This is a genomic window from Bacillus benzoevorans, assembly GCF_014207535.1.
GTDB classification, from domain to species: Bacteria; Bacillota; Bacilli; order Bacillales; family Cytobacillaceae; genus Bacillus_BD; species Bacillus_BD benzoevorans.
This window is the reverse complement of record NZ_JACHGK010000007.1, coordinates 137,635-157,929: the sequence shown is the minus strand read 5'-3', so window position 1 is coordinate 157,929 and position 20,295 is coordinate 137,635. Positions and strand designations below refer to the sequence as shown.

General features: G+C 40.2%; 20 protein-coding genes and 1 pseudogene. 11 read left to right on the top strand and 10 right to left on the bottom strand.

Going from position 1 to position 20,295, the window contains the following annotated elements; genetic code table 11:
* Positions 1 to 19 precede the first annotated feature (19 nt).
* From HNR53_RS11620 to HNR53_RS11600, 5 genes and pseudogenes are all read right to left on the bottom strand, one after another.
* The gene (locus tag HNR53_RS11620) at positions 20 to 733 is read right to left on the bottom strand and encodes an ABC transporter ATP-binding protein (protein ID WP_184526119.1); all 714 of its coding nucleotides are present in this window, start codon (positions 731 to 733) and stop codon (positions 20 to 22) included.
* Positions 733 to 1,512 (bottom strand): ABC transporter ATP-binding protein, encoded by a 780-nt coding sequence (locus HNR53_RS11615; protein ID WP_184526118.1) that lies wholly within the window; start codon positions 1,510 to 1,512, stop codon positions 733 to 735. Before HNR53_RS11615 ends, HNR53_RS11620 begins: the two co-directional genes overlap by 1 nt.
* Positions 1,487 to 2,460, bottom strand: a pseudogene (locus HNR53_RS11610) (branched-chain amino acid ABC transporter permease). Before HNR53_RS11610 ends, HNR53_RS11615 begins: the two are co-directional and overlap by 26 nt.
* Before the next feature lie 10 nt (positions 2,461 to 2,470).
* Positions 2,471 to 3,349 (bottom strand): branched-chain amino acid ABC transporter permease, encoded by an 879-nt coding sequence (locus HNR53_RS11605; RefSeq protein ID WP_184526117.1) that lies wholly within the window; start codon positions 3,347 to 3,349, stop codon positions 2,471 to 2,473.
* A gap of 166 nt (positions 3,350 to 3,515) precedes the next feature.
* Positions 3,516 to 4,703: an ABC transporter substrate-binding protein gene (locus tag HNR53_RS11600; RefSeq protein ID WP_184526116.1), complete on the bottom strand. Its 1,188-nt coding sequence runs from the start codon at positions 4,701 to 4,703 to the stop codon at positions 3,516 to 3,518.
* Positions 4,704 to 4,992: 289 nt separating this feature from the next.
* Here HNR53_RS11600 and HNR53_RS11595 point away from each other — a divergent pair, with 289 nt between their 5' ends.
* Positions 4,993 to 5,178 carry a sporulation protein Cse60 gene (locus HNR53_RS11595; RefSeq protein WP_184526115.1) on the top strand — a complete coding sequence of 62 codons (186 nt, stop codon included), beginning with the start codon at positions 4,993 to 4,995 and terminating at the stop codon, positions 5,176 to 5,178.
* Positions 5,179 to 5,223: 45 nt separating this feature from the next.
* On the opposite strand, the gene HNR53_RS11590 is transcribed toward HNR53_RS11595, so the two are convergent.
* On the bottom strand, positions 5,224 to 6,489 hold the full coding sequence (locus tag HNR53_RS11590) for a BaiN/RdsA family NAD(P)/FAD-dependent oxidoreductase (protein WP_184526114.1): 1,266 nt from the start codon (positions 6,487 to 6,489) through the stop codon (positions 5,224 to 5,226).
* Between the two features lie 200 nt (positions 6,490 to 6,689).
* Between HNR53_RS11590 and HNR53_RS11585 the strand changes: the two genes are divergently transcribed.
* Entirely contained in the window at positions 6,690 to 8,306 is a 1,617-nt protein-coding gene (locus HNR53_RS11585) for a putative polysaccharide biosynthesis protein (protein ID WP_184526112.1), read from the top strand.
* An 80-nt stretch (positions 8,307 to 8,386) separates the two neighbouring features.
* Here the strand turns inward: HNR53_RS11585 and HNR53_RS11580 are convergent, their stop codons facing one another.
* A complete protein-coding gene (locus tag HNR53_RS11580; RefSeq protein WP_221452306.1) occupies positions 8,387 to 8,626 on the bottom strand; it encodes a hypothetical protein in 240 nt (79 codons plus the stop codon).
* 206 nt (positions 8,627 to 8,832) lie between these two features.
* Between HNR53_RS11580 and HNR53_RS11575 the strand changes: the two genes are divergently transcribed.
* A complete protein-coding gene (locus HNR53_RS11575) occupies positions 8,833 to 9,546 on the top strand; it encodes a pseudouridine synthase (protein WP_184526110.1) in 714 nt (237 codons plus the stop codon).
* Positions 9,547 to 9,617: 71 nt separating this feature from the next.
* Here the strand turns inward: HNR53_RS11575 and HNR53_RS11570 are convergent, their stop codons facing one another.
* On the bottom strand, positions 9,618 to 9,839 hold the full coding sequence (locus HNR53_RS11570) for a DeoR family transcriptional regulator (protein ID WP_184526108.1): 222 nt from the start codon (positions 9,837 to 9,839) through the stop codon (positions 9,618 to 9,620).
* Between the two features lie 483 nt (positions 9,840 to 10,322).
* On the opposite strand from HNR53_RS11570, the gene pepV reads away from it, so the two are divergent.
* From pepV to HNR53_RS11545, 5 genes are all read left to right on the top strand, one after another.
* Positions 10,323 to 11,756 carry a dipeptidase PepV gene (pepV, locus tag HNR53_RS11565; protein ID WP_184526106.1) on the top strand — a complete coding sequence of 478 codons (1,434 nt, stop codon included), beginning with the start codon at positions 10,323 to 10,325 and terminating at the stop codon, positions 11,754 to 11,756.
* An 84-nt stretch (positions 11,757 to 11,840) separates the two neighbouring features.
* Positions 11,841 to 12,404, top strand: coding sequence for an RNA 2',3'-cyclic phosphodiesterase (gene thpR / locus HNR53_RS11560; protein WP_184526104.1), 564 nt, complete (start codon positions 11,841 to 11,843; stop codon positions 12,402 to 12,404).
* Positions 12,405 to 12,469: 65 nt separating this feature from the next.
* On the top strand, positions 12,470 to 13,453 hold the full coding sequence (locus HNR53_RS11555; RefSeq protein ID WP_184526101.1) for an NERD domain-containing protein: 984 nt from the start codon (positions 12,470 to 12,472) through the stop codon (positions 13,451 to 13,453).
* 107 nt (positions 13,454 to 13,560) lie between these two features.
* Positions 13,561 to 15,735 carry a type I pullulanase gene (gene pulA / locus HNR53_RS11550; RefSeq protein WP_184526205.1) on the top strand — a complete coding sequence of 725 codons (2,175 nt, stop codon included), beginning with the start codon at positions 13,561 to 13,563 and terminating at the stop codon, positions 15,733 to 15,735.
* Positions 15,736 to 15,845: 110 nt separating this feature from the next.
* Positions 15,846 to 16,625, top strand: a complete 780-nt coding sequence (locus HNR53_RS11545) for a phosphotransferase family protein (RefSeq protein ID WP_184526099.1) — start codon at positions 15,846 to 15,848, stop codon at positions 16,623 to 16,625.
* Here HNR53_RS11545 and HNR53_RS11540 read toward each other — a convergent pair.
* Complete coding sequence (locus HNR53_RS11540) at positions 16,620 to 16,898, bottom strand: YtzH-like family protein (protein WP_184526097.1); 279 nt, start codon at positions 16,896 to 16,898, stop codon at positions 16,620 to 16,622. The genes HNR53_RS11545 and HNR53_RS11540 overlap by 6 nt on opposite strands.
* A 172-nt stretch (positions 16,899 to 17,070) precedes the next feature.
* Between HNR53_RS11540 and trmB the strand changes: the two genes are divergently transcribed.
* Together trmB and HNR53_RS11530 are read left to right on the top strand one after the other, a co-directional pair.
* A complete protein-coding gene (gene trmB, locus HNR53_RS11535; protein ID WP_184526095.1) occupies positions 17,071 to 17,712 on the top strand; it encodes a tRNA (guanosine(46)-N7)-methyltransferase TrmB in 642 nt (213 codons plus the stop codon).
* A gap of 111 nt (positions 17,713 to 17,823) precedes the next feature.
* Positions 17,824 to 18,660 carry a YtnP family quorum-quenching lactonase gene (locus tag HNR53_RS11530; RefSeq protein WP_184526093.1) on the top strand — a complete coding sequence of 279 codons (837 nt, stop codon included), beginning with the start codon at positions 17,824 to 17,826 and terminating at the stop codon, positions 18,658 to 18,660.
* A 24-nt stretch (positions 18,661 to 18,684) separates the two neighbouring features.
* Here the strand turns inward: HNR53_RS11530 and HNR53_RS11525 are convergent, their stop codons facing one another.
* Positions 18,685 to 18,999, bottom strand: a complete 315-nt coding sequence (locus HNR53_RS11525) for a PepSY domain-containing protein (RefSeq protein ID WP_184526091.1) — start codon at positions 18,997 to 18,999, stop codon at positions 18,685 to 18,687.
* A 196-nt stretch (positions 19,000 to 19,195) separates the two neighbouring features.
* Between HNR53_RS11525 and HNR53_RS11520 the strand changes: the two genes are divergently transcribed.
* Entirely contained in the window at positions 19,196 to 20,269 is a 1,074-nt protein-coding gene (locus HNR53_RS11520) for a M42 family metallopeptidase (RefSeq protein WP_184526089.1), read from the top strand.
* Positions 20,270 to 20,295: the final 26 nt, after the last annotated feature.

Sequence of the window (20,295 nt, the reverse complement as noted above, 5' to 3'; positions counted from 1 at the left end):
GATTGAATGATTTGTTTGTTCATTCATGTCCCCCGCCAAGGTAGGCAGCTTTAATTTGTTCACTGGAACGCAGCTCCTCGGCACTGCCGCTTAAGACAACGCGTCCAGTCTCGATAACATATGCACGATGAGCAATAGAAAGCGCCATATTTGCATTTTGTTCCACTAACATGACAGTGGTTCCTGATGCGTTTATTTCTTTAATAATATCGAAGATGGTTTTAACGAAAATGGGGGCAAGACCCATCGATGGCTCATCCAATAATAGTAATTTTGGCCGGGCCATTAATGCTCTGCCCATAGCAAGCATTTGCTGCTCGCCGCCGGATAATGTACCGGATTGCTGCTTGCGGCGTTCATACAAACGCGGGAATAAATCGTATACCTTTTGATAATCTTGTTTTATTCCGTCCTTATCCTTGCGAAGATAGGCTCCTAATTCAAGATTTTCCTCAACACTCATATTAGCAAAAATACGTCTTCCCTCAGGAACCTGCGAAATTCCCCGTTTCACAATCCACTGCGCCGGTTTGCCGTCAATGGTAATACCTTCAAATGTGATTCCGCCTTTTTTAGGCTTTAACAGTCCTGAAATGGTTTTTAGCAGCGTGCTTTTTCCTGCTCCGTTAGCCCCGATTAAGGTGACAATTTCTCCTTGATTTACCTGAAGCTTAATATCCTTTAAGGCGTGGATATTTCCGTAATATACATTAATCTCATTTATGTGAAGCATTAGACTACCTCCTCGCCAAGATACGCTTCAATTACTTTAGGATTATTTCTGATTTCTTTAGGAGTACCTTGTGCGATTAATTGTCCATGATCAAGAACATAAATCCGTTCACAAACCCCCATAACGAGGGACATATCGTGTTCAATTAAGATGACGGTTAAATTAAAGCGTTCACGGATAAAGGAAATTAGTTCCATCAAATCCTTTGTTTCATGCGGATTCATACCTGCTGCCGGCTCATCAAGCAAAAGAAGCTTTGGATACGCTGCAAGGGCACGGGCAATTTCTAACCGGCGCTGTTGTCCATATGGAAGATTTTTTGCTAAGTCATCTTTATAGCCTTCCAGGTTAAATATTTTTAAGAATTCGATTGCCTTTTCTTCCATCTCTTTTTCGCCTGAAAAATGGTTAGGAAGACGAAAAACTGATGAAAACATAGAGTGTTTTGCCAGTGAATGGTATGCTACTTTAACATTATCAATCACAGAAAGCTCTCCGAAAAGTCGAATATTCTGGAATGTCCGGCTGATTCCTTTACGAGTGATTTTAAAAGGAGGCATGCCATTTAATTTCCCGCCATTTAGGGAGATGCTTCCTTCTGTTGGAACATATACACCCGTCAAGAGGTTGAAAAAGGTTGTTTTACCGGCACCGTTTGGACCAATCAGCCCAATTAATTCACCTGGATTAATTTCCATATTGATATCTGAAACAGCCTTAAGTCCGCCAAATTGGATGCCTGCATGGTCTACTTTAAGCAACGGATTGTTTGTTGTCATGATGCTCCCCCCTTACACCGTTTTCCGTTTTTTGAAGAATGATGTAATTTCTTTTGTACCCATTAGTCCTTGCGGGCGGAATATCATCATCACGATGAGTACAAGACTATAAATAATCATTCGGGTTTCAGGATAATCCTGAAGGAAAGTTGAAATGATGGTAAGCAGAATGGCTGCTAATACAGAACCAGACAGGCTTCCAAGTCCGCCAAGAACGACAAATATTAAAATATCAAAGGATTTTAAAAATCCAAAGGTTGATGGCTGAATGACGTAGAAATTGTGTGCATAAAGAGAACCGGCAATTCCCGCAAAAAAGGCTCCGATTGTAAAAGCGGCCACTTTATAATAGGTTGTATTGATCCCCATCGCATCTGCTGCAATTTCATCTTCTCTAACTGAAATGAGCGCGCGCCCATGAGTAGAATTGGTAAGATTCCTAATCGCTAAGATGGTAACTAACAAAGCAAAAAATACCCATGGCCAAGTAGTCAAATGGGTAACCATCATCCCTCTTGCGCCTCCGACATATTCAATGTTTAACAAAACAATCCGAACAATTTCACCAAAGCCAAGAGTAGCGATAGCTAAATAATCTCCCCGGAGCCGGAGTGTTGGTATACCGATAATTAACCCGGCAACTGCAGCGGCTAACCCGCTTGCGAGCATGGCTAATCCAAATGGTAAACCTAGTTTCATCGTTATAATAGCCGAAGCAAATGCACCTACAGCAAGAAATCCCGCATGCCCGATAGAAAACTGTCCCGTAATTCCAATAATAAGATGTAAACTAACGGCTAGAATAATATTAATGGAAATAGAAAAAATCATATTTTGGTAAAAGGCATTCAGCTGTCCGTTTGTAATAAGTGTTTGTATAACGAAAAATACAACAAAGGATAACAAAAGCGAAAGCCAAAAACCCATATTGCGTTTCATCATAAGAATTAAGCCTCCCTTACACTTTTTCCTTTGTGTTTTTTCCAAACAAGCCTGATGGACGGAAAATGAGAATAAGAATAAGAACTATGAATGCTACGGCATCACGCCATAAAGAAAATCCTGCAGCACTAACAATAGATTCGATAATTCCAAGTAACAGACCGCCAACCATGGCGCCAGGGATGATTCCGATCCCGCCTAAAACCGCAGCGATGAATGCCTTTAGGCCGGGAATGACTCCCATCAAAGGTTCAATTTTTATATAGTAAATACCAAAGATAACTCCGGCTGCTCCTGCTAATGCTGAACCGATAGCAAAGGTAGCAGAAATAGTATTGTTTACATTAATACCCATTAACTGGGCGGCATCGGTATCATAAGAAACAGCCCGCATGGCTTTACCGATTTTTGTTTTATGCACGATGAATTGTAAGAGAATCATAAGTGCGACTGAAATACCCAAAATGAATAAGGATTGTGTATTAATCCCAATACCGAAAATATCAATAGTTTTAGATGGAAGAGAATTACCAGGGTAAGCTACAGGCTGGGCCCCTCTAAGGTAAACCATTCCATATTCAATAAAAAGGGATACCCCGATTGCGGTAATGAGGGCGGCTATTCTTGTTGCATTTCTTAATGGTTTATAGGCGATTCTCTCAATCAAAACTCCTAGTATCGCACACACGGCCATTGAGAGTATGAGAGAGGGGAAAAATCCAAGACCTAATATGGTGATGGAGTAAAAGCCTATAAAGGAACCAATCATAAAGACATCGCCATGTGCGAAGTTAATCAACTTAACGATTCCGTAAACCATGGTGTAGCCGAGTGCAATCAGTGCATATATACTGCCTAGCGATATCCCGTTAACTAATTGTTGTACAAGTTCCATTTTTGCACTCTCCTAGAAAAATCTAATTCCGAAAATTCAAATAATATACAGAAATAGGAAATAGGGGGAAGCCCCCCTATTCTAAGTGGTTTAAATATTCTAACAATTAAACGTGACAACCTCATAAAGGTAAAATAATGATAATTCTTTCGTTAGTGTTTTATTTTTATGATTCAGGATTAATCTTTGTTTTGAAAACTTCTTTTCCATTTTCATATGAAAGAATAACAGCTGATTTTATTGGATTATGTTGTTTGTCAAATTTAAAGTTATCACTAGTAACAAGTGACAAACCTTCTGTTTCCTCTAATGCTTTTTTGATTTTTTCAGGGTCACCGCCGCCGGCACGTTTGATTGCATCTGCAAGCAAGTAGCCAGTATCGTAACCTAAAGCATTAAATGCATCCGGAGTTTTCTTGTATTTTGCTTCAAATGCTTTTACAAAATTTTGTACGATTTCAGCTGTGTCTGAAGATGAGTAGTGATTTGTAAAATAAACGTTGTTAACAGCGTCTGTACCAGCAATATCAACAAGTGTTGGAGAAGCTAATCCATCACCGCCGACAAATGGAACATTAAGTCCAATTTCTTTAGCTTGTTTTAAAATTAAACCAACTTCTTCGTAATATCCTGGAACATAAATGAATTCAGGATTTTTCGCTTTAATATTCGTTAAAATAGAACGGAAGTCTGTATCCTTTGCCATGTAAGCTTCTTGAGCAACTACTTTTCCGCCGTTTTTGCTTAAGGTGTCCTTGAAAGCTTTCGTAAGACCAAGTGAATAGTCACTGGAATTGTCGACAAGAATAGCAGCATTTTTAAGACCTAAATCTTTTGTTGCGTATTCTGCACCAATTTTCCCTTGATAAGGGTCAATAAAACAAGTTCTGAAAATAAAGTCATTTAATTTTCCGTCTTTGTAAGTCAGTTCTGGTGCAGTAGATGGGGGAGCAATAACCGGAATTTTGTTTTCTTGAGCAAGTTGTACTTGAGCCATAGAGTTCGCCGTTACAGATGCTCCAAGAATGACAGATACCTGATCCTGGCTGATTAACTTAAGTGCGGCATTTGTTGATTCAGCAGCATCTGACTTGTTATCAACAGTGATAAGTTTAATCTTTTTCCCGTCGATACCCTCTTTATTAATCTCATCAACAGCCAGCTTAATCCCATCATTAATAGCCGAGCCGTATGAGGCAACATTCCCTGACAATTCAAGGTTTACCCCAACTTTAATTGTGTCGCCATCCGCTTTACCGCCTGCAGCAGAATCATCTTTTGTGCCGCATGCTGCTAAAAGACCTGCAGAAAGCATCAATGACATAAAGATGGCATTTAGTTTTCTTTTCCTCATTTCTTTCCCTCCTATTATTTTATAATAATATTTAGTCTCGTTTCATTTTGAGATTACGGAGACATTGTATTCCTAAGTTTCTCCAAGGTATATAGGAATATTCTGAAATATTGTACATGATAATCTGATTTTAGTCTACTAGTAATTAAAGAACTTTGATGTTTTTATTTTTTTAATATAATTATAATAATTATATTAAAAAGATAATTACGAAAACAATTTGTGTAAATGGATATTATTTGAAAAATATGACAATAATAAGTAGAAAATTAAGTGAGGGGAAAGCAGCATGATCCAGGTTAAGTTATTTGATCAGGAACATGAAAAAGATTTAGAATTTGAAATGAATCGTTTTTTAGAGCGTTTGGATGAACAAAAATTAGTAGACATTAAATATAATGTAGCAGCCATGCCTGAAGAGGAAGAAGAAGAGCAGATTTATTGCTTTACAGCTATGATTATTTATAGAGCCTGATTCCAGGCTCTATCTTTTTGGGAAAAGTGCAGCCTTGCCAATAAATTAATTTATTTTTGCGTATTGTGCAGCATTCAGTCCGGCGAGCCGCCCTGTAACAAATGCAGCTGTTATATTATATCCGCCTGTATAACCGTGAATATCAAGAATTTCCCCGCAAAAATATAACCCGGGCATCATTTTTGAGGACATCGTTTTCGGTTCAACTTCTTTTATGGAAATGCCTCCGCCAGTGACAAATGCTTTTTCGAGCGAAAGCGTTCCATGAACGGCAAAACGGAGCTTTTTACAGCTTTCCACAAAATTTCTCAGCTTTTCGTTTGAAAGGGAGGAAGCCTGCATCGTTGGATCAATGCCGTTTTTTTCGAGCAAAAACAGCGCATATCGCTCAGGAAGGAAGCCTTTCAGAATATTTTTTAAACTCTTTTTTGGTTCGTCTTTTAGCAGTTTCGTCAATTCCTGGGATAACTGTTGTTCATTTTTATTTGGAAATACATCAAGGCTGACTTGTACCTCCTGAGCAGGCGATTTCCGCAATTCTTTTACGATAAATTGGCTGCATCTGAGTACTGCCGGGCCGCTAATGCCAAAATGGGTAAAGATCATATCCATTTGGTGGGTGACAATCGCTCTTCCCTTTGCATTTAATACGCTTAAAGCAACATTACGCAGGGAGATCCCCTGAAGTTTCTTTTCTTTAATGAAGGGCTCATTCGATAGGACAGGTACTTCAGTTGGAAATAATTCAGTAATGGTGTGCCCGCACTTTTTTGCCCATGAATAGCCATCACCAGTCGATCCTGTCTGGGGCACAGATTTTCCTCCAACAGCGATGATAACAGCCTTTGTTTTATAGCTTTCCCCGCTCTGAAGCCGGACAGTTTTCTCATTGCCAGGATGAAAATCAATGGTTTTAACAGGGGCATTCTGTTTAACTGTGATATGAAGCTCAGAAATTCTTTTTAACAGGGCATTAATAACGGACTGGGAACTATTACTGACAGGAAACATCCGTCCATGATCCTCTTCTTTTAAGGGAACTCCGAGTTTTTCAAAAAAGGAAATGATATCTTCGTTGTTGAACAGGGCAAAAGCACTGTATAGAAATCGTCCATTTCCAGGAATATGTTTAATTATTTCATCAATTGGGAGGCGGTTGGTCACATTGCAGCGTCCGCCGCCTGAAATCCCCAGTTTGCGTCCAAGCTTGTCTCCTTTTTCGATCAGAAGAACCTTTTGCGATTTTTCACCTGCTGAGATGGCAGCCATCAGCCCGGATGAGCCGCCGCCAATCACGATAACATCATACATATTTTGACACCTTTCATATTTATATTAAAATTCTCTGAGGGCCCTTTGGAAATGAGCCTTCATTTCTGCGTTTTTTAGAAAAAACATCAATGTATCTCTTCTCTATTAAAACAAGAAGGGTTACAATTAACTATTGTTCGGCTTTTTATTTTTCTAGTTCAGGAACAGTCCATTCCTGATGGATAAGGAGAAACGGGTTTATGTCGTCAAAGCTATTAAGAGGTACATTTATTTTAACATTAGGTACGCTCATTTCTAAAGTACTGGGATTGTTTTATGTCATTCCTTTTGATGCGATTGTTGGTCAGAAAGGGACAACTTTGTATCAATATTCGTATGTACCATATACGATTTTTATTAGTATTGCAACTGCAGGGATTCCGCTGGCTATTTCTAAGTTTATTTCGAAATACAATGCCCTGGAAGAATATGCCGTCGGCCGGAAATTGTTTAAATCAGGATTAGTGGTCATGCTGACTACCGGGATAGTCTCGTTCCTTATTCTTTATGCCTCGGCACCGTTATTAGCGGATTTGATTATCCGTGATAATGATCAAACGACTAGCAAAGCGGATGTCATAACAGTAACACGTGCTGTCAGCTTTGCTTTAATCGTAGTCCCGTTTATGAGTTTAATAAGAGGATTTTTTCAGGGTCATCAATCGATGGGACCCTCTGCTGTCTCACAGGTTGTAGAACAAATTGTCCGGATTGTTTTTCTTTTGGCCGGGGCCTATGTTGTTTTACATATTTTTCATGGTGAAATGGCAACAGCTGTCAGTTTGGCAACTTTTGCCGCATTTATAGGGGCGATCGGCAGTCTGCTAGTCCTTTTTTGGTATTGGTATAAACGAAAGCCTTATTTAGATGAGCTGCTGTTAGAGGACAAGGGAACGGCTGATATTTCACTAAGAGATATGTATAAAGAAATTCTGCTATATGCCGCACCCTTTGTTTTTGTCGGTATTGCCAATCCATTGTTTCAGTTTATTGACCAGATTACATTTAATCGTGCCATGGTTGAAATTGGTCTGGCTAAAGAATCGGATTTTGCCTTCAGTGCATTGAACTTTTATTCTCATAAATTGGTCATTATTCCGGTTTCATTAGCAACAGCTTTTTCCTTAACGTTAGTTCCAAATATTACAAAGTCTTACATAGAACAGGATTTTAAAGGGATGTACAAAATGTTAAATCAGACCTTTCAAGTCCTGCTGTTCCTGACTGTCCCTGCTGTTGTTGGGATGTCCCTTTTGGCTGAACCGATTTATACGGCATTTTACGGTCATGATTTATCCGGCACGGAAGTATTAAGGGCTTACTCCCCGGTTGCGATTCTGTTTGCTTTGTATTCTGTAACAGCAGCTATTATGCAGGGAATTAATGAACAGAGATTCACGATATTAAGTCTGCTTGTCGGGCTTTTAATTAAATTAAGTCTAAATATTCCTTTAATCAAATTGATGGAAACAAAGGGGGCTATTTTAGCAACAGCTCTTGGATATGGGGCAGCCATACTCATCAATTTGGTTGTCATTAAAATTTATGCTCAATATAATTATAAATTAGTTTGGCGCAGAACGTTATTAATCGGTATTTTCTCCCTGTTGATGTTTTTAGGAGCCGGAGCAGTTTATCAAATTTTCACTTTGTTTTTAACGACTGAGTCTGTTTGGGAGTCTCTCATCATCATCCTAGTTTGTGCTTTAGTTGGTTTGCTGATCTATAGCTATTTAGGGCTGCGGTCAAAACTCGTCAATCTCTTATTTGGGGACAAAGTGGACAGGCTGAAGAAAAAATTACATTTAAGGCTCTAAATAAAGAGGGTGACTTAAGGGGCAGGACCCCGCGGAACATTGTGGGGGCCAAACCTTGAAAAGTCATCCTCTTTTAATTATTAATATCCTTCTTGGTGATATACGTCTGGACGGAAACCAAGCCTTCTTTCAATTCTGTCTATACGGCGTTCTAATTGATCCATGCGGCGGTCTAATCTTTCAATTTGACGTTCCAGACGATTGATTTGCTGATTGAATCCGCCCCCGCCTCCTGGAAAGAATTGTCCTTGCTGGCGGTAATCTACAGCAGGTTCTTGCTGTGGAAATTGATGAAAAGGTATTTGCTGATAATAATCCATTGTTACTGACATCTCCTCTTTATTGTATTTGTATTTAACAGCACAGCACAATTGAAGGGAACCGGCCATGCCAAAAATAAGAAACAGCAAACTAAATGGACTATAGGTCTGGTGATTTAGCCTGCATGATAACATTCTATGGATGATGATTCATTTGGTAATGGATAATAGCCTAGAAGGGCTGAAAATAAAAAGGAGGGATCACTTTGCGGATCGATAAAATGCTGGCGAATTTAGGATACGGAAGCAGGAAAGAAGTAAAAAAACTTTTAAAAGATGGGGCCGTTACTATCAATGAGAGAGTCGTAAAGGATGCAAAGGAGCAGGTGGATCCGAACGCAGATCATGTTACCTTATATGGTGAGGTCATTGAGTATAAAGAATATATCTATTTGCTGATGAATAAACCTCCCGGTGTCATTTCAGCCACGGAAGATGGGTATGATGAGACAGTGATCGACCTGCTGGAACCGGAGGATGTGATTTTTTCTCCCTTTCCCGTGGGCAGGCTTGACAAAGATACAGAGGGACTGTTACTTTTGACCAATGATGGGCAATTAGCCCACCGGCTTTTATCGCCAAAGAAACATGTTCCGAAAACGTATTTTGCTGTTATTGATCAGGAAGTAACGGAAGACGATGTTGCTGCATTTCGATTAGGAGTAACCTTAGATGATGGTTATGTAACAAAACCGGGAGAATTGAAGATTTTAAAGTCTGGTATCACTTCAGATATTGAATTGACGATAACGGAAGGAAAGTTTCACCAAGTGAAAAGAATGTTTGAGGCAGTCGGGAAGCGAGTCATTTATTTACAAAGAATTTCAATGGGACCGCTGCAATTGGATGAAAATCTTGAGTTAGGTGAATACCGCGAGTTAACAGAGGAAGAAGTAAATCAATTAAAGGAACTTCCGTGAAAGCTGTGGAACAAAAAAAGTCGCCCAGGATAAAAGGCGGCTTTCGCGTTCTGTGCAAACGCTGAGGTTTTTTACGATGTCCTTTTTACTCTCTTTTTAGTTGTTGTCCATTTTCCACGACTCGGACTAATCACTAGGTCGTTATACGCTAAAACATTCAAATCTCTTTGTATTGTACGAGGCGTGATGCCAAATTCCTCTACAAGCTCTTGAGTTGTTACAGTTCCTTTCTTACTAATAAACATGTAGATGGATTTGATACGGTTTAACATCCGGTTAGTTGAAGGTTTCAATAAACCACTCCCTATCCTTTTTTCAAACCTATGACAAATTCCTGCATCCGACGTTTTAGTGAAGAAATTAATCTTCGAAAATTTTAGCTTCTTTTCCCCGGACAACCCCTTTTCATACAACTTATGACTATTTAGTCATATCTTTATTTATATAATATCCATAATAACATAAACTTTCCACTATAAACGTGGAATTTACAAAATATTAATTAACTTTACTGCCTATTTCACCTTATGTGAGATAGTCGCCGAATATGATGGTTTTTCACAAATTCTTCGCAAAATTGTTCATTTCACCTTAACGATATAATGAAATATGTGATTGATATAATAAGTAAAGGTTAAAAGGACACATTTGAGTAATAGGTAAATAGTGGTATTATGGAATTAATAACGAATATTATATTACTGACAAAATCATACTTCAGCGGCGCGAGCGTGCCATTATGAGGGTGTGAGAATGTTTGCATAGGAGTGTTAAAGATGGAACAGCCTAATTGGTTTGAAGAAGTAAGCAAAAGAAAAGAAGAGTTAATAAATGAAACGAAAAGGCTGCTGCAAATTAAAAGTGTATTAGATGAAGAGAACATTTCAGCGGATGCACCTCTTGGACTTGGGGTAAAGGAAGCGCTGAATTATATGCTGGCATTAGGAGAAAAGGATGGATTCATCACGAAAAATGTCGATCATTTAGCTGGTCACATAGAATTTGGACAGGGGGATGAGCTTGTCGGAATTTTATGCCATGTTGATGTTGTCCCAGAGGGAGACGGCTGGTCAAGTGATCCATTTGCTGCAGAAATTCGTGAGGGGAAAATCTTTGCCAGAGGTGCCATTGATGATAAAGGTCCTACTATGGGAGCCTATTTCGCGATGAAAATAGTAAAGGAATTAGGGCTGCCGCTGCAAAAGAGAGTCAGGATGATTATTGGAACAGATGAAGAAAGTGGATGGCGCTGTGTAACGCACTATTTTAAACACGAGGAAATGCCGTCGATCGGATTTGCGCCGGATGCCGATTTTCCGATTATTTATGCCGAAAAAGGGATCGCAGATTTCGACCTAGTGACGCATACTCCTGAGGGAGCAAGTGAAGAAATGCCAAGTGCAGAGAAATTGGAAGTATTGTGTTTTCAATCAGGAAGAAGATACAATATGGTCCCGGATTATGCTAACGCCGTGCTGCATGTGGCCGAGGCCCAGTCTGAACTAGTGCAAAAATTTGAAGAGTTTATCGCGAAGAACGGTTTGCAGGGTGACTATCATGTGGACAATGGAGATTTAATTCTGGAACTGAAAGGAATATCTGCCCATGGGATGGAGCCTGAAAATGGAAAAAACGCCGGCTTATATTTAGCGCAATTTATTAATGAAAATAAACCAGACGCAAAGGCGCAAAACTTTTTCACTTTTGCAGCCAATTATTTCTATCACGATTCAAGAGGAAAAGGACTGGGAATCGCCTATTCTGATGATATATCCGGAGAACTAACGATTAATGTCGGTAAATTATCATATGAGCCTGTGGCGGGGGGAAGGTTTGGCATCAATCTGCGCTATCCCGTAACGCATAATATAGAAGAAACGAAGGAAAGATTGGAAGCATTTATCGAGGAAAAAAACTTGAATTATACCATCAGCAATTTCTCTGATTCTAAGCCGCATCATGTTGACGAGGACCATATTTTAATCCAAACGCTAAAGAAGGTCTATGAAGAACAAACAGGTGAAAAGGCAGAACTCTTGGCAATTGGCGGGGGCACCTATGCAAGGTCACTAGAGAGCGGTGTGGCTTTTGGACCGTTATTCCCAGACAGAGAAGATATTGCCCATCAAAAAGATGAGTATATCTATATTGAGGATTTACTGAAGGCCACAGCGATTTATGCCCAAGCGATCTACGAGTTGGCTAAATAACGATCGTTTATTTCACCCTATCAGCATAGCTGCTTTAAGCAAAATGTAAGCCTGAATGAGCGAGAACCAGGACAGAGGTGTGTAATGGAAACAAAATCTCATTATTTTTGGGCGGCACGGCTGCCGGATGAAGCGAAACATGCTATTCATGCCAGGCTGGGGCCGAAACAAAGTGATTTTCAATTTAAACGCTGGGTACATGAGGATGATTACCACATTACCCTAGCCTTTCTCGGATATGCCGAGCCACAGCAGCTTGATGTTTCTGCAGAGATAATTGGACAAGCTATCAGGGATGAAACGTCGTTTCCGTTAGCTATAAATCATATAGGTGTTTTTGGCAGAGGGGATAACCCCCGCATTTTTTGGGGTGGTATGGCAAGAGAGGAGCGTTTATTTCAACTGCAAACGCTTGTCTTTAAAGCATGCCTGCAAGCGGGCTTTAAACTTGACAAGAGACCGTTTACGCCGCATATTACACTGGCCCGGAACTGGAGCGGAGAAAGCTTTGAAAGACAGTGGCTTGCGGAACATAACCCGTTTAAGGATGAAATCCCTTTTAGCGTGAATGAAGTGGTTTTATATCGGACTAAAATGGGGAGTGCACCGAAATATGAAACGGTTACAAACCTTTTACTAAATAGATGAATAAACTATTAGAAGCAGTTAACGAGGCTGTAAAATGCCAATGTTGTTAAGCGGGGGAATCGGAAATGGCCCAGTTAATTAAATTACAGAATTATACATCGCGGTATGAACAGAATATATTTCATTATCCATCCCGTTTTGTGATGCTAAAGAAACAGCAGTGGGAAAAGTGGCAGGAAATTTGGCGGAGTTCAACAGAACTAGTCATTTTAACTCAGCCCGCACAAGAAAAGAATGAGTGGGAAGAGGAAAAAAAACGGGCATTCTTGAGGAAAATCAAAACTCTATTTTGGCGGAAACAAGAAGGCGGGGGAGATACCGCCGCAGCAGATGAATCTGTATCGGATCATCCAGATGAAGGGGAGAAAGAGGAGTTTTCTGAATTCCCTCCCTTTTTTCAACGCCCGGAAACGATTGAGGAATTAAAGCATCTCTTTCTCAATCATTTATTTAACTTTCAATTAAAATGGGCGGCCGCAACACTTACTGAAAAGTCGAACCTAAATAAAAAATATTTATTTGATGAACGTCTTAAATACTTTTTAACTAGGTTTCCTGATACGTATTTGCTTATGTACCGGCCAGTTTTTTTGCTGAAAAGGGCACCTGTTGAAGGGGAGTGTATTTTAATTGGTCCGACAGATATATGGTGTATAACATTCATTGAAGATCAAGAACTCTCCGTATTTACTGGTTCGAAGGAGAAATTTTGGGAAGTACGAAACCGCAAAAAGGTAAAAAAAGTTCTAAACCCGCATATAGCCCTGAATCGAACCGAGAAAATCGTAAAAAACATCCTCCAGCTGAATGGGATTGAGTTCCCTATTCATAAGGTGCTATTGTCTAGGAATGGTTATATTGATTATTCATCATTTCCATTTGATTTGAAACTAATTGACAAAAGCAAATATGATGATTGGTTTCAGTCCATGCGCTCCTTACGTACTCCGTTAAAGTCGACACAATTAAAAGCAGCAAAAGCTTTACTGGAATTTTGTCAGACGATTTCGATAAAACGACAGGAGTGGGAAGAAAACACTGAGGAATAACGTTCTCTCTGCTAAACCAGCAACTCTGCCAGCGGATGTTTAAAGAGATACAGTTTATACGCCCCGTTCATGATTTTCTAAGAAGGGAGCTAAGGGGATAAATGGAAATAACGGCTTTCGAAAGACCGTTTCATGCATACCTGGATGAGATAAGGTCAATCACAATGATTATTCCTGTTCCTAATCAATGGAATGACCGGGACTCTTTTACCCTTATAACCGCTGACGAAGAGATCCCGCTTAACATTGTGGAGAAGATTTATTTTCAAGAGTTTATTAAATACGTATGCATCCTTCAGGAGGATATAGAAATAGGCAGACAATACTGGGTCTTGGATTCAGCCAAAAGAAAATCAGATTTACAGATCGGTGCCATAACAAGAACAGCAGAATTTGATGATTTATTTTACTACAGCGGCAGCCTGGGGGTTGAATACAGCCGGAATGAGTCGGCATTTAAGCTCTGGGCTCCAACGGCATCAGAAGTAAAACTCAAGCTCCGTTCTCCATCCGGCGATGAAACCCGATACACGATGCAACGAGGGGATAAAGGGGTTTGGAGCGTCACCATCCATGGGAATCTTGAATATTTTTGCTACACCTATTTAGTATGTGTCAATTTAAGCTGGAAGGAAGCAGTAGATCCTTATGCAACTGCCGCAACCGCAAATGGAACGGAAGGGGTTATTGTTGATCTGGCTAAAACGAGACTTCCAATCAGTCCTCCGCCCCCGCTAGAACACAGCGTAGACAGTATCATATATGAAACACATCTTCGTGATTTTACGATTCATCCGGACAGCGGCGTTTTAGCAAAAGGGACTTATATAGGGGCAGCAGAAATGGACACGAAAGGCACTGACGGAAAAGAGACCTGTCTCTCTTATGTGAAAAACTTAGGGATAACCCATTTGGAAATACTCCCTATAAATGATTTTGCCGGAGTGGACGAATGCGGGGAGAAAATCGAATACAATTGGGGGTACAATCCCATTCATTTTAATGTTCCAGATGGGAGCTACAGCCTTGATCCTAGAGATCCTTATAAACGAATTCAGGAGCTGAAGATCCTCATTAACAGCATCCATCAAAACGGGTTAAGAGTCATCCTTGATGTGGTTTATAACCATGTTTATGTTCGGGAAACCTCTTCTTTTGAAAAAATTGTACCAGGTTATTATTTCCGCCACGACACATTCGGAATGCCTGCAAATGGAACGGGAGTCGGGAATGATATTGCCTCCGAAAGGAAAATGGTGCGAAAATTCATCGTCGATTCTGTCCTTTTTTGGCTGAATGAATATCATGTAGACGGATTTCGTTTTGATTTAATGGGGATTTTAGATGTTGAAACGATGCAGGAAGTGAGGATGGCAGTGGATGAAACAGATCCTTCTGTCATCATCATTGGCGAAGGCTGGGATTTGAATACTCCATTGTCTCCGGAAAAATTAGCAAATATGCGGAATCAAAAAAGTCTTCCTGGAATCGGGCAGTTTAATGATGCTTTTCGTGATTGTTTGAAAGGGAACACGTTTAATCTATATGATAAAGGATATGCACTTGGAAACGTCCATTATTACGAAATGGCCAAACAAGTGATTTCGGGCAGCATCGGCCTGGAAACGACTGGATTCGGCTTGTTTGGGCAGCCCGGACAAAGTGTTAATTATGTCGAGGCACATGATAATCATACCTTATGGGATAAATATGCCGTATGCCTGGCGGATGAAGACAAAGAAACGCGCAGAAGGTATCACAGGCTTACAACGGTGTTAGTCCTTCTCTCTCAAGGAATTCCTTTTCTTCACAGCGGTCAGGAATTCTTTCGAACGAAAAATGGGGATGGAAACAGTTATCGTTCAGCAACAGAAATCAACCAGCTGGATTGGAACCGAAAAATCATCTATCAGGACGATGTTGAATACATCAAGGGAATTATTAAGATGCGAAAAGCGCATCGGGCTTTTCGCTTTCCCTCTGCGGAGCTTATCCGAAAGTATATGAAGTTTTTGCCTGTACAAAGACCCATTTTGGCATGGATTCTTGAAGATGTAAAAGAATATGGCCCTTGGCAGTCGATAGTTGTTTTGGTTAATCCGTTAAAATCAGCGGAGGAAGTGAAGCTGCCTAAAGGAAAATGGCATATTCTGGCGGATCATTGCCTGAGTGGAACGGTCCCAAGCCAGTGGTCTGTTGAAGAGAAAATCACAATGAAGCCATTAAGTACCTATGTCATCATTACGAATGAAACAAAATCAATGAGAAATTATTCCGGATAGTCTTGACGGTTGCGTGTTGTGGAGCTAAAATTTACAAGATGGCTATTGTAAAATATTATCGTTCAATAGCTATCTTTTTTATTCTATGGAATTAATGCAGGTGAACAACATTGGAAAGCTTTTTTGGACATGATTGGGAGATTGTTCCCGCAGGTGGGGCAACCGGGGAAGCCTTTTTTGCACAACATGAAGAAAACAAATATTTTCTTAAACGGAATACTTCTCCATTTCTGGCGAGCCTGTCTGCAGAAGGAATTGTCCCCAAACTCGTATGGACAAAAAGACTGGAAACCGGTGATGTTTTTACCGCACAGCAATGGCTGAATGGAAGAGAACTGCAGCCTGCAGAAATGAATTCAGTAAAAGTCGCTAGGCTGTTGAAAAAAATTCATACATCTGATGTATTATTAAGTATGTTAAAGCGCCTGGGGAAAACACCTTTAAAGGTAAGCTATGCGCTTCAAACCTTATTATCAGAGCTGGATGCTGAAGTTTTGCTGCATAAAAATGTTCAAGACTCACTTCGGTTTCTTGAAAAAAATATTAATCGTGTTCATTATGAGGATAAGGTTGTCTGTCACTGCGATGTGAATCATAACAACTGGCTGCTTGGCGAAAACAACCAGTTGTATTTGATCGACTGGGATGGTGCCGTCGTAGGGGACCCGGCGATTGATATCGGTGAACTGCTTTACTGGTACATTCCGCGTGAAGATTGGGGAAAATGGCTCCATCTTTACGGCGTTGAACTGAATGACAGTCTGTTTCTAAGAATGAAGTGGTATGTGATTAGAGAAACGCTGTACACCGTTCAGCGGAGTAAAGATAAAGGCCGGCTTGACGAAGTGAACAAATGGCTTCATTGCCTGCCGCTTTATCTCACTTTATGAAAACTGATCCATATGATCCACCCATTGAGACAGTTGCTGCTGGTGTGATTCGATATGCTGATCGAGATTAGCCGAGTTTTTTCCATTTTGACTATAGGAATAGATTTGTTCGAGAACAGATTTATTGCTTTGATCAATGTTTGCATTGGTTAATAATGATTTAATCAATCGTTCCATTTGTTCACATTCAGATACAGAGCCACAGCAATCTGTTTGGTGATTCATTAATATATCTTTTAGTATATTTACTTGATCATTATACTGAAGCGGCATTATTTACACCCTTTCTGCTCTATCTCCTTAAAACTTGATAAGGGAGAATTCACAACTTATTTTGTGAGTTCTTTTTTAATTTATTCATAAGGGGAAGAATGAATTTGTGGTGTGAAATGATCATAATAGGTGTATGCTGCAGTTGGATGAAAATTTTTTTAGGGGTGTCAATATGCGTTTGCGAAATAAACCATGGGCAAAGGAAAAGATTGAACAATATCCGCAATATGTCGTTGCTCTTCCTGAGCAGCATAAAGGGAAATGGAGTACAGTCTTTGAAAAAAATCAGCCCTTGCATATCGAGATAGGAACGGGAAAAGGCCGTTTTGTAACAGAAATGGCTAGAGCTAATCCAGAGATCAATTATTTGGGGCTTGAATTGCAGCAAAGTGTCGTCGTTTCTGCACTTGATCGTTTAATTGAAGCGGAGCTTCCAAATGTGAAATTATTGAATGTAAATGCAGTTGATCTGCCAAAGATTTTTGCTAAAGGCGAAGTGGAGCGTGTTTATTTAAACTTTTCCGATCCATGGCCGAAAACAAGACATGAAAAACGACGTTTAACTTATAAAAGTTTCTTAAACCTCTATGAGGAAATTTTGCCTCCTCAAGGTGAGGTACATTTCAAAACGGATAATCAGGGCTTGTTTGAATATTCTCTTACCAGCTTCTCCGCTTATGGGATGTTGCTGAAATATATCAGTCTGGACTTGCATAAGAGCGACTTTGAAGGCAATATCATGACAGAATATGAAGAAAAGTTTTCCGAAAAAGGAAACCGTATTTATCGCTGTGAAGTACAATTTAGAAAATAGAAAAAACTGACTCTTTGGGTGCCTGCCAAAGAGTTTTTTATAATTATGAATTCGGAATTTTTAAACAATACTGGAAAAGTGGTAAAATGGACAGAAAGAGGAGGGATGAATATGGATATTTTGCCATTGCCGAACATTCGCTTCACATGGCTGGATGGCGGTGTGACCAATTTGGATGGCGGGGCAATGTTTGGTGTTGTGCCCAAGCCATTATGGGAGAAAAGGTACCCTTGTAATGAAAAAAACCAAATTGAATGTCCAACAGATCCGATTTTAATGCAAATGGACGGAAAAAATATCTTGGTAGAATCGGGGATCGGAAAGGGCAAGTTAACAGAGAAACAAAAACGTAATTTTGGCGTCACGAAAGAATCCAGACTGGAAGAGTCACTTCAGGAGAACGGACTGACAACAAAAGATATTGATTATGTCTTGATGACGCATTTGCATTTTGATCATGCCTGTGGATTGACCAAATACAATGGGGAGAACTATATAAGTGTTTTTCCCAATGCGAAAATTATTGTATCCGCGATTGAATGGAATGAAATGAGAAATCCCAATATCCGTTCGAAAAGTACATACTGGAAGGAAAACTGGGAAGGCATAGCGGATCAGGTAGAAACTTTTACGAATGAATGGTCATGGAGAGGAATTAAACTGATTCATACCGGCGGGCATAGTGATGGACACTCCATTTTAGTTGTGGAAGATGGCGAAGAAACGGTTGTTCATATGGCTGACATTATGCCGACGCATGCCCATCAAAACGTTTTATGGGTCATGGCCTATGACGATTATCCAATGAATTCGATTGCGGCAAAGCAGAAATGGATGCAGTATGGAGTGGAAAAGAAGGCATGGTTTACTTTTTACCATGATGCATATTATCGTGCAGTGAAATGGGATTTGGAAGGAACACTGACCGCTGCATTAGAACGGAAATAAAAATCCCCGCATGGGGATTTTTATTCATGTAAGCAAATAAGCATCGAGTATCGCACCGGTTTTACTATCGGCAATAAATTCATATTGAACAGTTTGATTGTCTTCTTTGCGGGAAATGCCGCCCATATAAACTTCATATTCCAGGAAAGACTTTGTATATGGCTGTTTTTCCATTTGAATCCAAGAACCCTGTATGGGTCCGTGCTTTTTAAAAGCCGCTTTTGCATTGGCTAATGCTGTTTCGGCTGAGACCGATTTGTTTCTTACCATTATTTCGCGCAACGCAATGCCGGCAGCCGCTCCGGTGCCGATACCGATAAGAAAGGTTTTCCAATTCAAGTGTACTCCCCCTTTTTGAAAAATAAATACTTGTCCTTCTTATCATACTAACAGAAAGTGCTTTAAAGCTTAAATTTTTAGACAAGATCGGCTGCAGCTTCATTTTCTTTTACCGGCTAAAAGTGGTAAGACACTAGAAAAATCTATAGAATAAAGGATAAGGACTTATGACGTAGACAAAAGGAGTTTTTCTTTTATGAACGAAAAAACACTGCAGATGTTTAAAACGTTGACAGAGCTTCCAGCTATTTCAGGCAATGAACATGCCGTTCGCAAATATATGCGCGAACAGTTAAGCAAGTACAGTGATGAAATTATCCAGGACAAACTAGGGAGTATTTTCGGAGTGAGAAGAGGAGTAGAACAGGGACCTAAAGTTATGGTGGCTGGTCATATGGATGAGGTTGGTTTTATGGTAACGGCCATTACGGATAACGGAATGATCCGTTTTCAAACCATCGGCGGCTGGTGGAGCCAGGTTCTTCTGGCACAGCGGGTGGAAATTATGACGCAAAATGGACCGGTACCGGGTGTCATCAGCTCAACACCGCCTCATCTTCTGGAGGAATCCCAGCGCAGTAAGCCAATGGAAATCAAGAATATGATGATTGATATCGGCGCTGATGATAAAGAGGACGCGAAGAAGATTGGGATTAAACCTGGGCAGATGATCGTACCGGTTTGTCCGTTCACGCCAATGGCGAACAGCAAGAAAATCATGGCTAAGGCATGGGATAATCGCTATGGCTGCGGTCTGGCTCTTGAACTGCTTGAAGAACTGCAAGGGGAACGTCTGCCGAATATTCTTTATTCCGGTGCTACCGTTCAGGAGGAGGTCGGTTTAAGAGGTGCGCAAACAGCAGCCAATTTAATTAAGCCTGATCTTTATTTTGCCCTTGATGCCAGTGCAGCTAATGATGCGGCAGGAAATAAAGAGGAGTTCGGACAGCTTGGAAAAGGCACATTATTAAGAATTTATGATCCAACAATGGTCACACACCGCGGAATGAGAGAATTTGTCCTCGATACAGCTGAGCAGTACAAGATCCCTTATCAATATTTTGTTTCCCGCGGCGGTACGGATGCAGGAAAGGTACATGTCGCCAATGAAGGTATTCCAAGTACGGTAATTGGGATTTGTTCCCGTTATATTCACACATCAGCAAGCATTATCCACGTAGATGATTATCTAGCGGCGAAAGAATTGCTGATTAAATTAGTGAAGGCATCTGATCAAACAACACTAAATAGCATTCATGGGAATGTGTAAGCCCCCGCAAGGAAAAAGAATGGAGT

What these genes read in the sequence shown, in the direction of transcription:
- HNR53_RS11580 (WP_221452306.1), bottom strand. Translation starts at nt 8,626, where the DNA reads ATGGATTATTATCAGCAAATACCTTTTCATCAATTTCCACAGCAAGAA.
- HNR53_RS11555 (WP_184526101.1), top strand. Translation starts at nt 12,470, where the DNA reads ATGGCCCAGTTAATTAAATTACAGAATTATACATCGCGGTATGAACAG.
- HNR53_RS11530 (WP_184526093.1), top strand. Translation starts at nt 17,824, where the DNA reads ATGGATATTTTGCCATTGCCGAACATTCGCTTCACATGGCTGGATGGC.
- HNR53_RS11605 (WP_184526117.1), bottom strand. Translation starts at nt 3,349, where the DNA reads ATGGAACTTGTACAACAATTAGTTAACGGGATATCGCTAGGCAGTATA.
- HNR53_RS11595 (WP_184526115.1), top strand. Translation starts at nt 4,993, where the DNA reads ATGATCCAGGTTAAGTTATTTGATCAGGAACATGAAAAAGATTTAGAA.
- HNR53_RS11520 (WP_184526089.1), top strand. Translation starts at nt 19,196, where the DNA reads ATGAACGAAAAAACACTGCAGATGTTTAAAACGTTGACAGAGCTTCCA.
- trmB (WP_184526095.1), top strand. Translation starts at nt 17,071, where the DNA reads ATGCGTTTGCGAAATAAACCATGGGCAAAGGAAAAGATTGAACAATAT.
- HNR53_RS11585 (WP_184526112.1), top strand. Translation starts at nt 6,690, where the DNA reads ATGTCGTCAAAGCTATTAAGAGGTACATTTATTTTAACATTAGGTACG.
- pepV (WP_184526106.1), top strand. Translation starts at nt 10,323, where the DNA reads ATGGAACAGCCTAATTGGTTTGAAGAAGTAAGCAAAAGAAAAGAAGAG.
- HNR53_RS11540 (WP_184526097.1), bottom strand. Translation starts at nt 16,898, where the DNA reads ATGCCGCTTCAGTATAATGATCAAGTAAATATACTAAAAGATATATTA.
- HNR53_RS11615 (WP_184526118.1), bottom strand. Translation starts at nt 1,512, where the DNA reads ATGACAACAAACAATCCGTTGCTTAAAGTAGACCATGCAGGCATCCAA.
- HNR53_RS11620 (WP_184526119.1), bottom strand. Translation starts at nt 733, where the DNA reads ATGCTTCACATAAATGAGATTAATGTATATTACGGAAATATCCACGCC.
- HNR53_RS11600 (WP_184526116.1), bottom strand. Translation starts at nt 4,703, where the DNA reads ATGAGGAAAAGAAAACTAAATGCCATCTTTATGTCATTGATGCTTTCT.
- HNR53_RS11590 (WP_184526114.1), bottom strand. Translation starts at nt 6,489, where the DNA reads ATGTATGATGTTATCGTGATTGGCGGCGGCTCATCCGGGCTGATGGCT.
- thpR (WP_184526104.1), top strand. Translation starts at nt 11,841, where the DNA reads ATGGAAACAAAATCTCATTATTTTTGGGCGGCACGGCTGCCGGATGAA.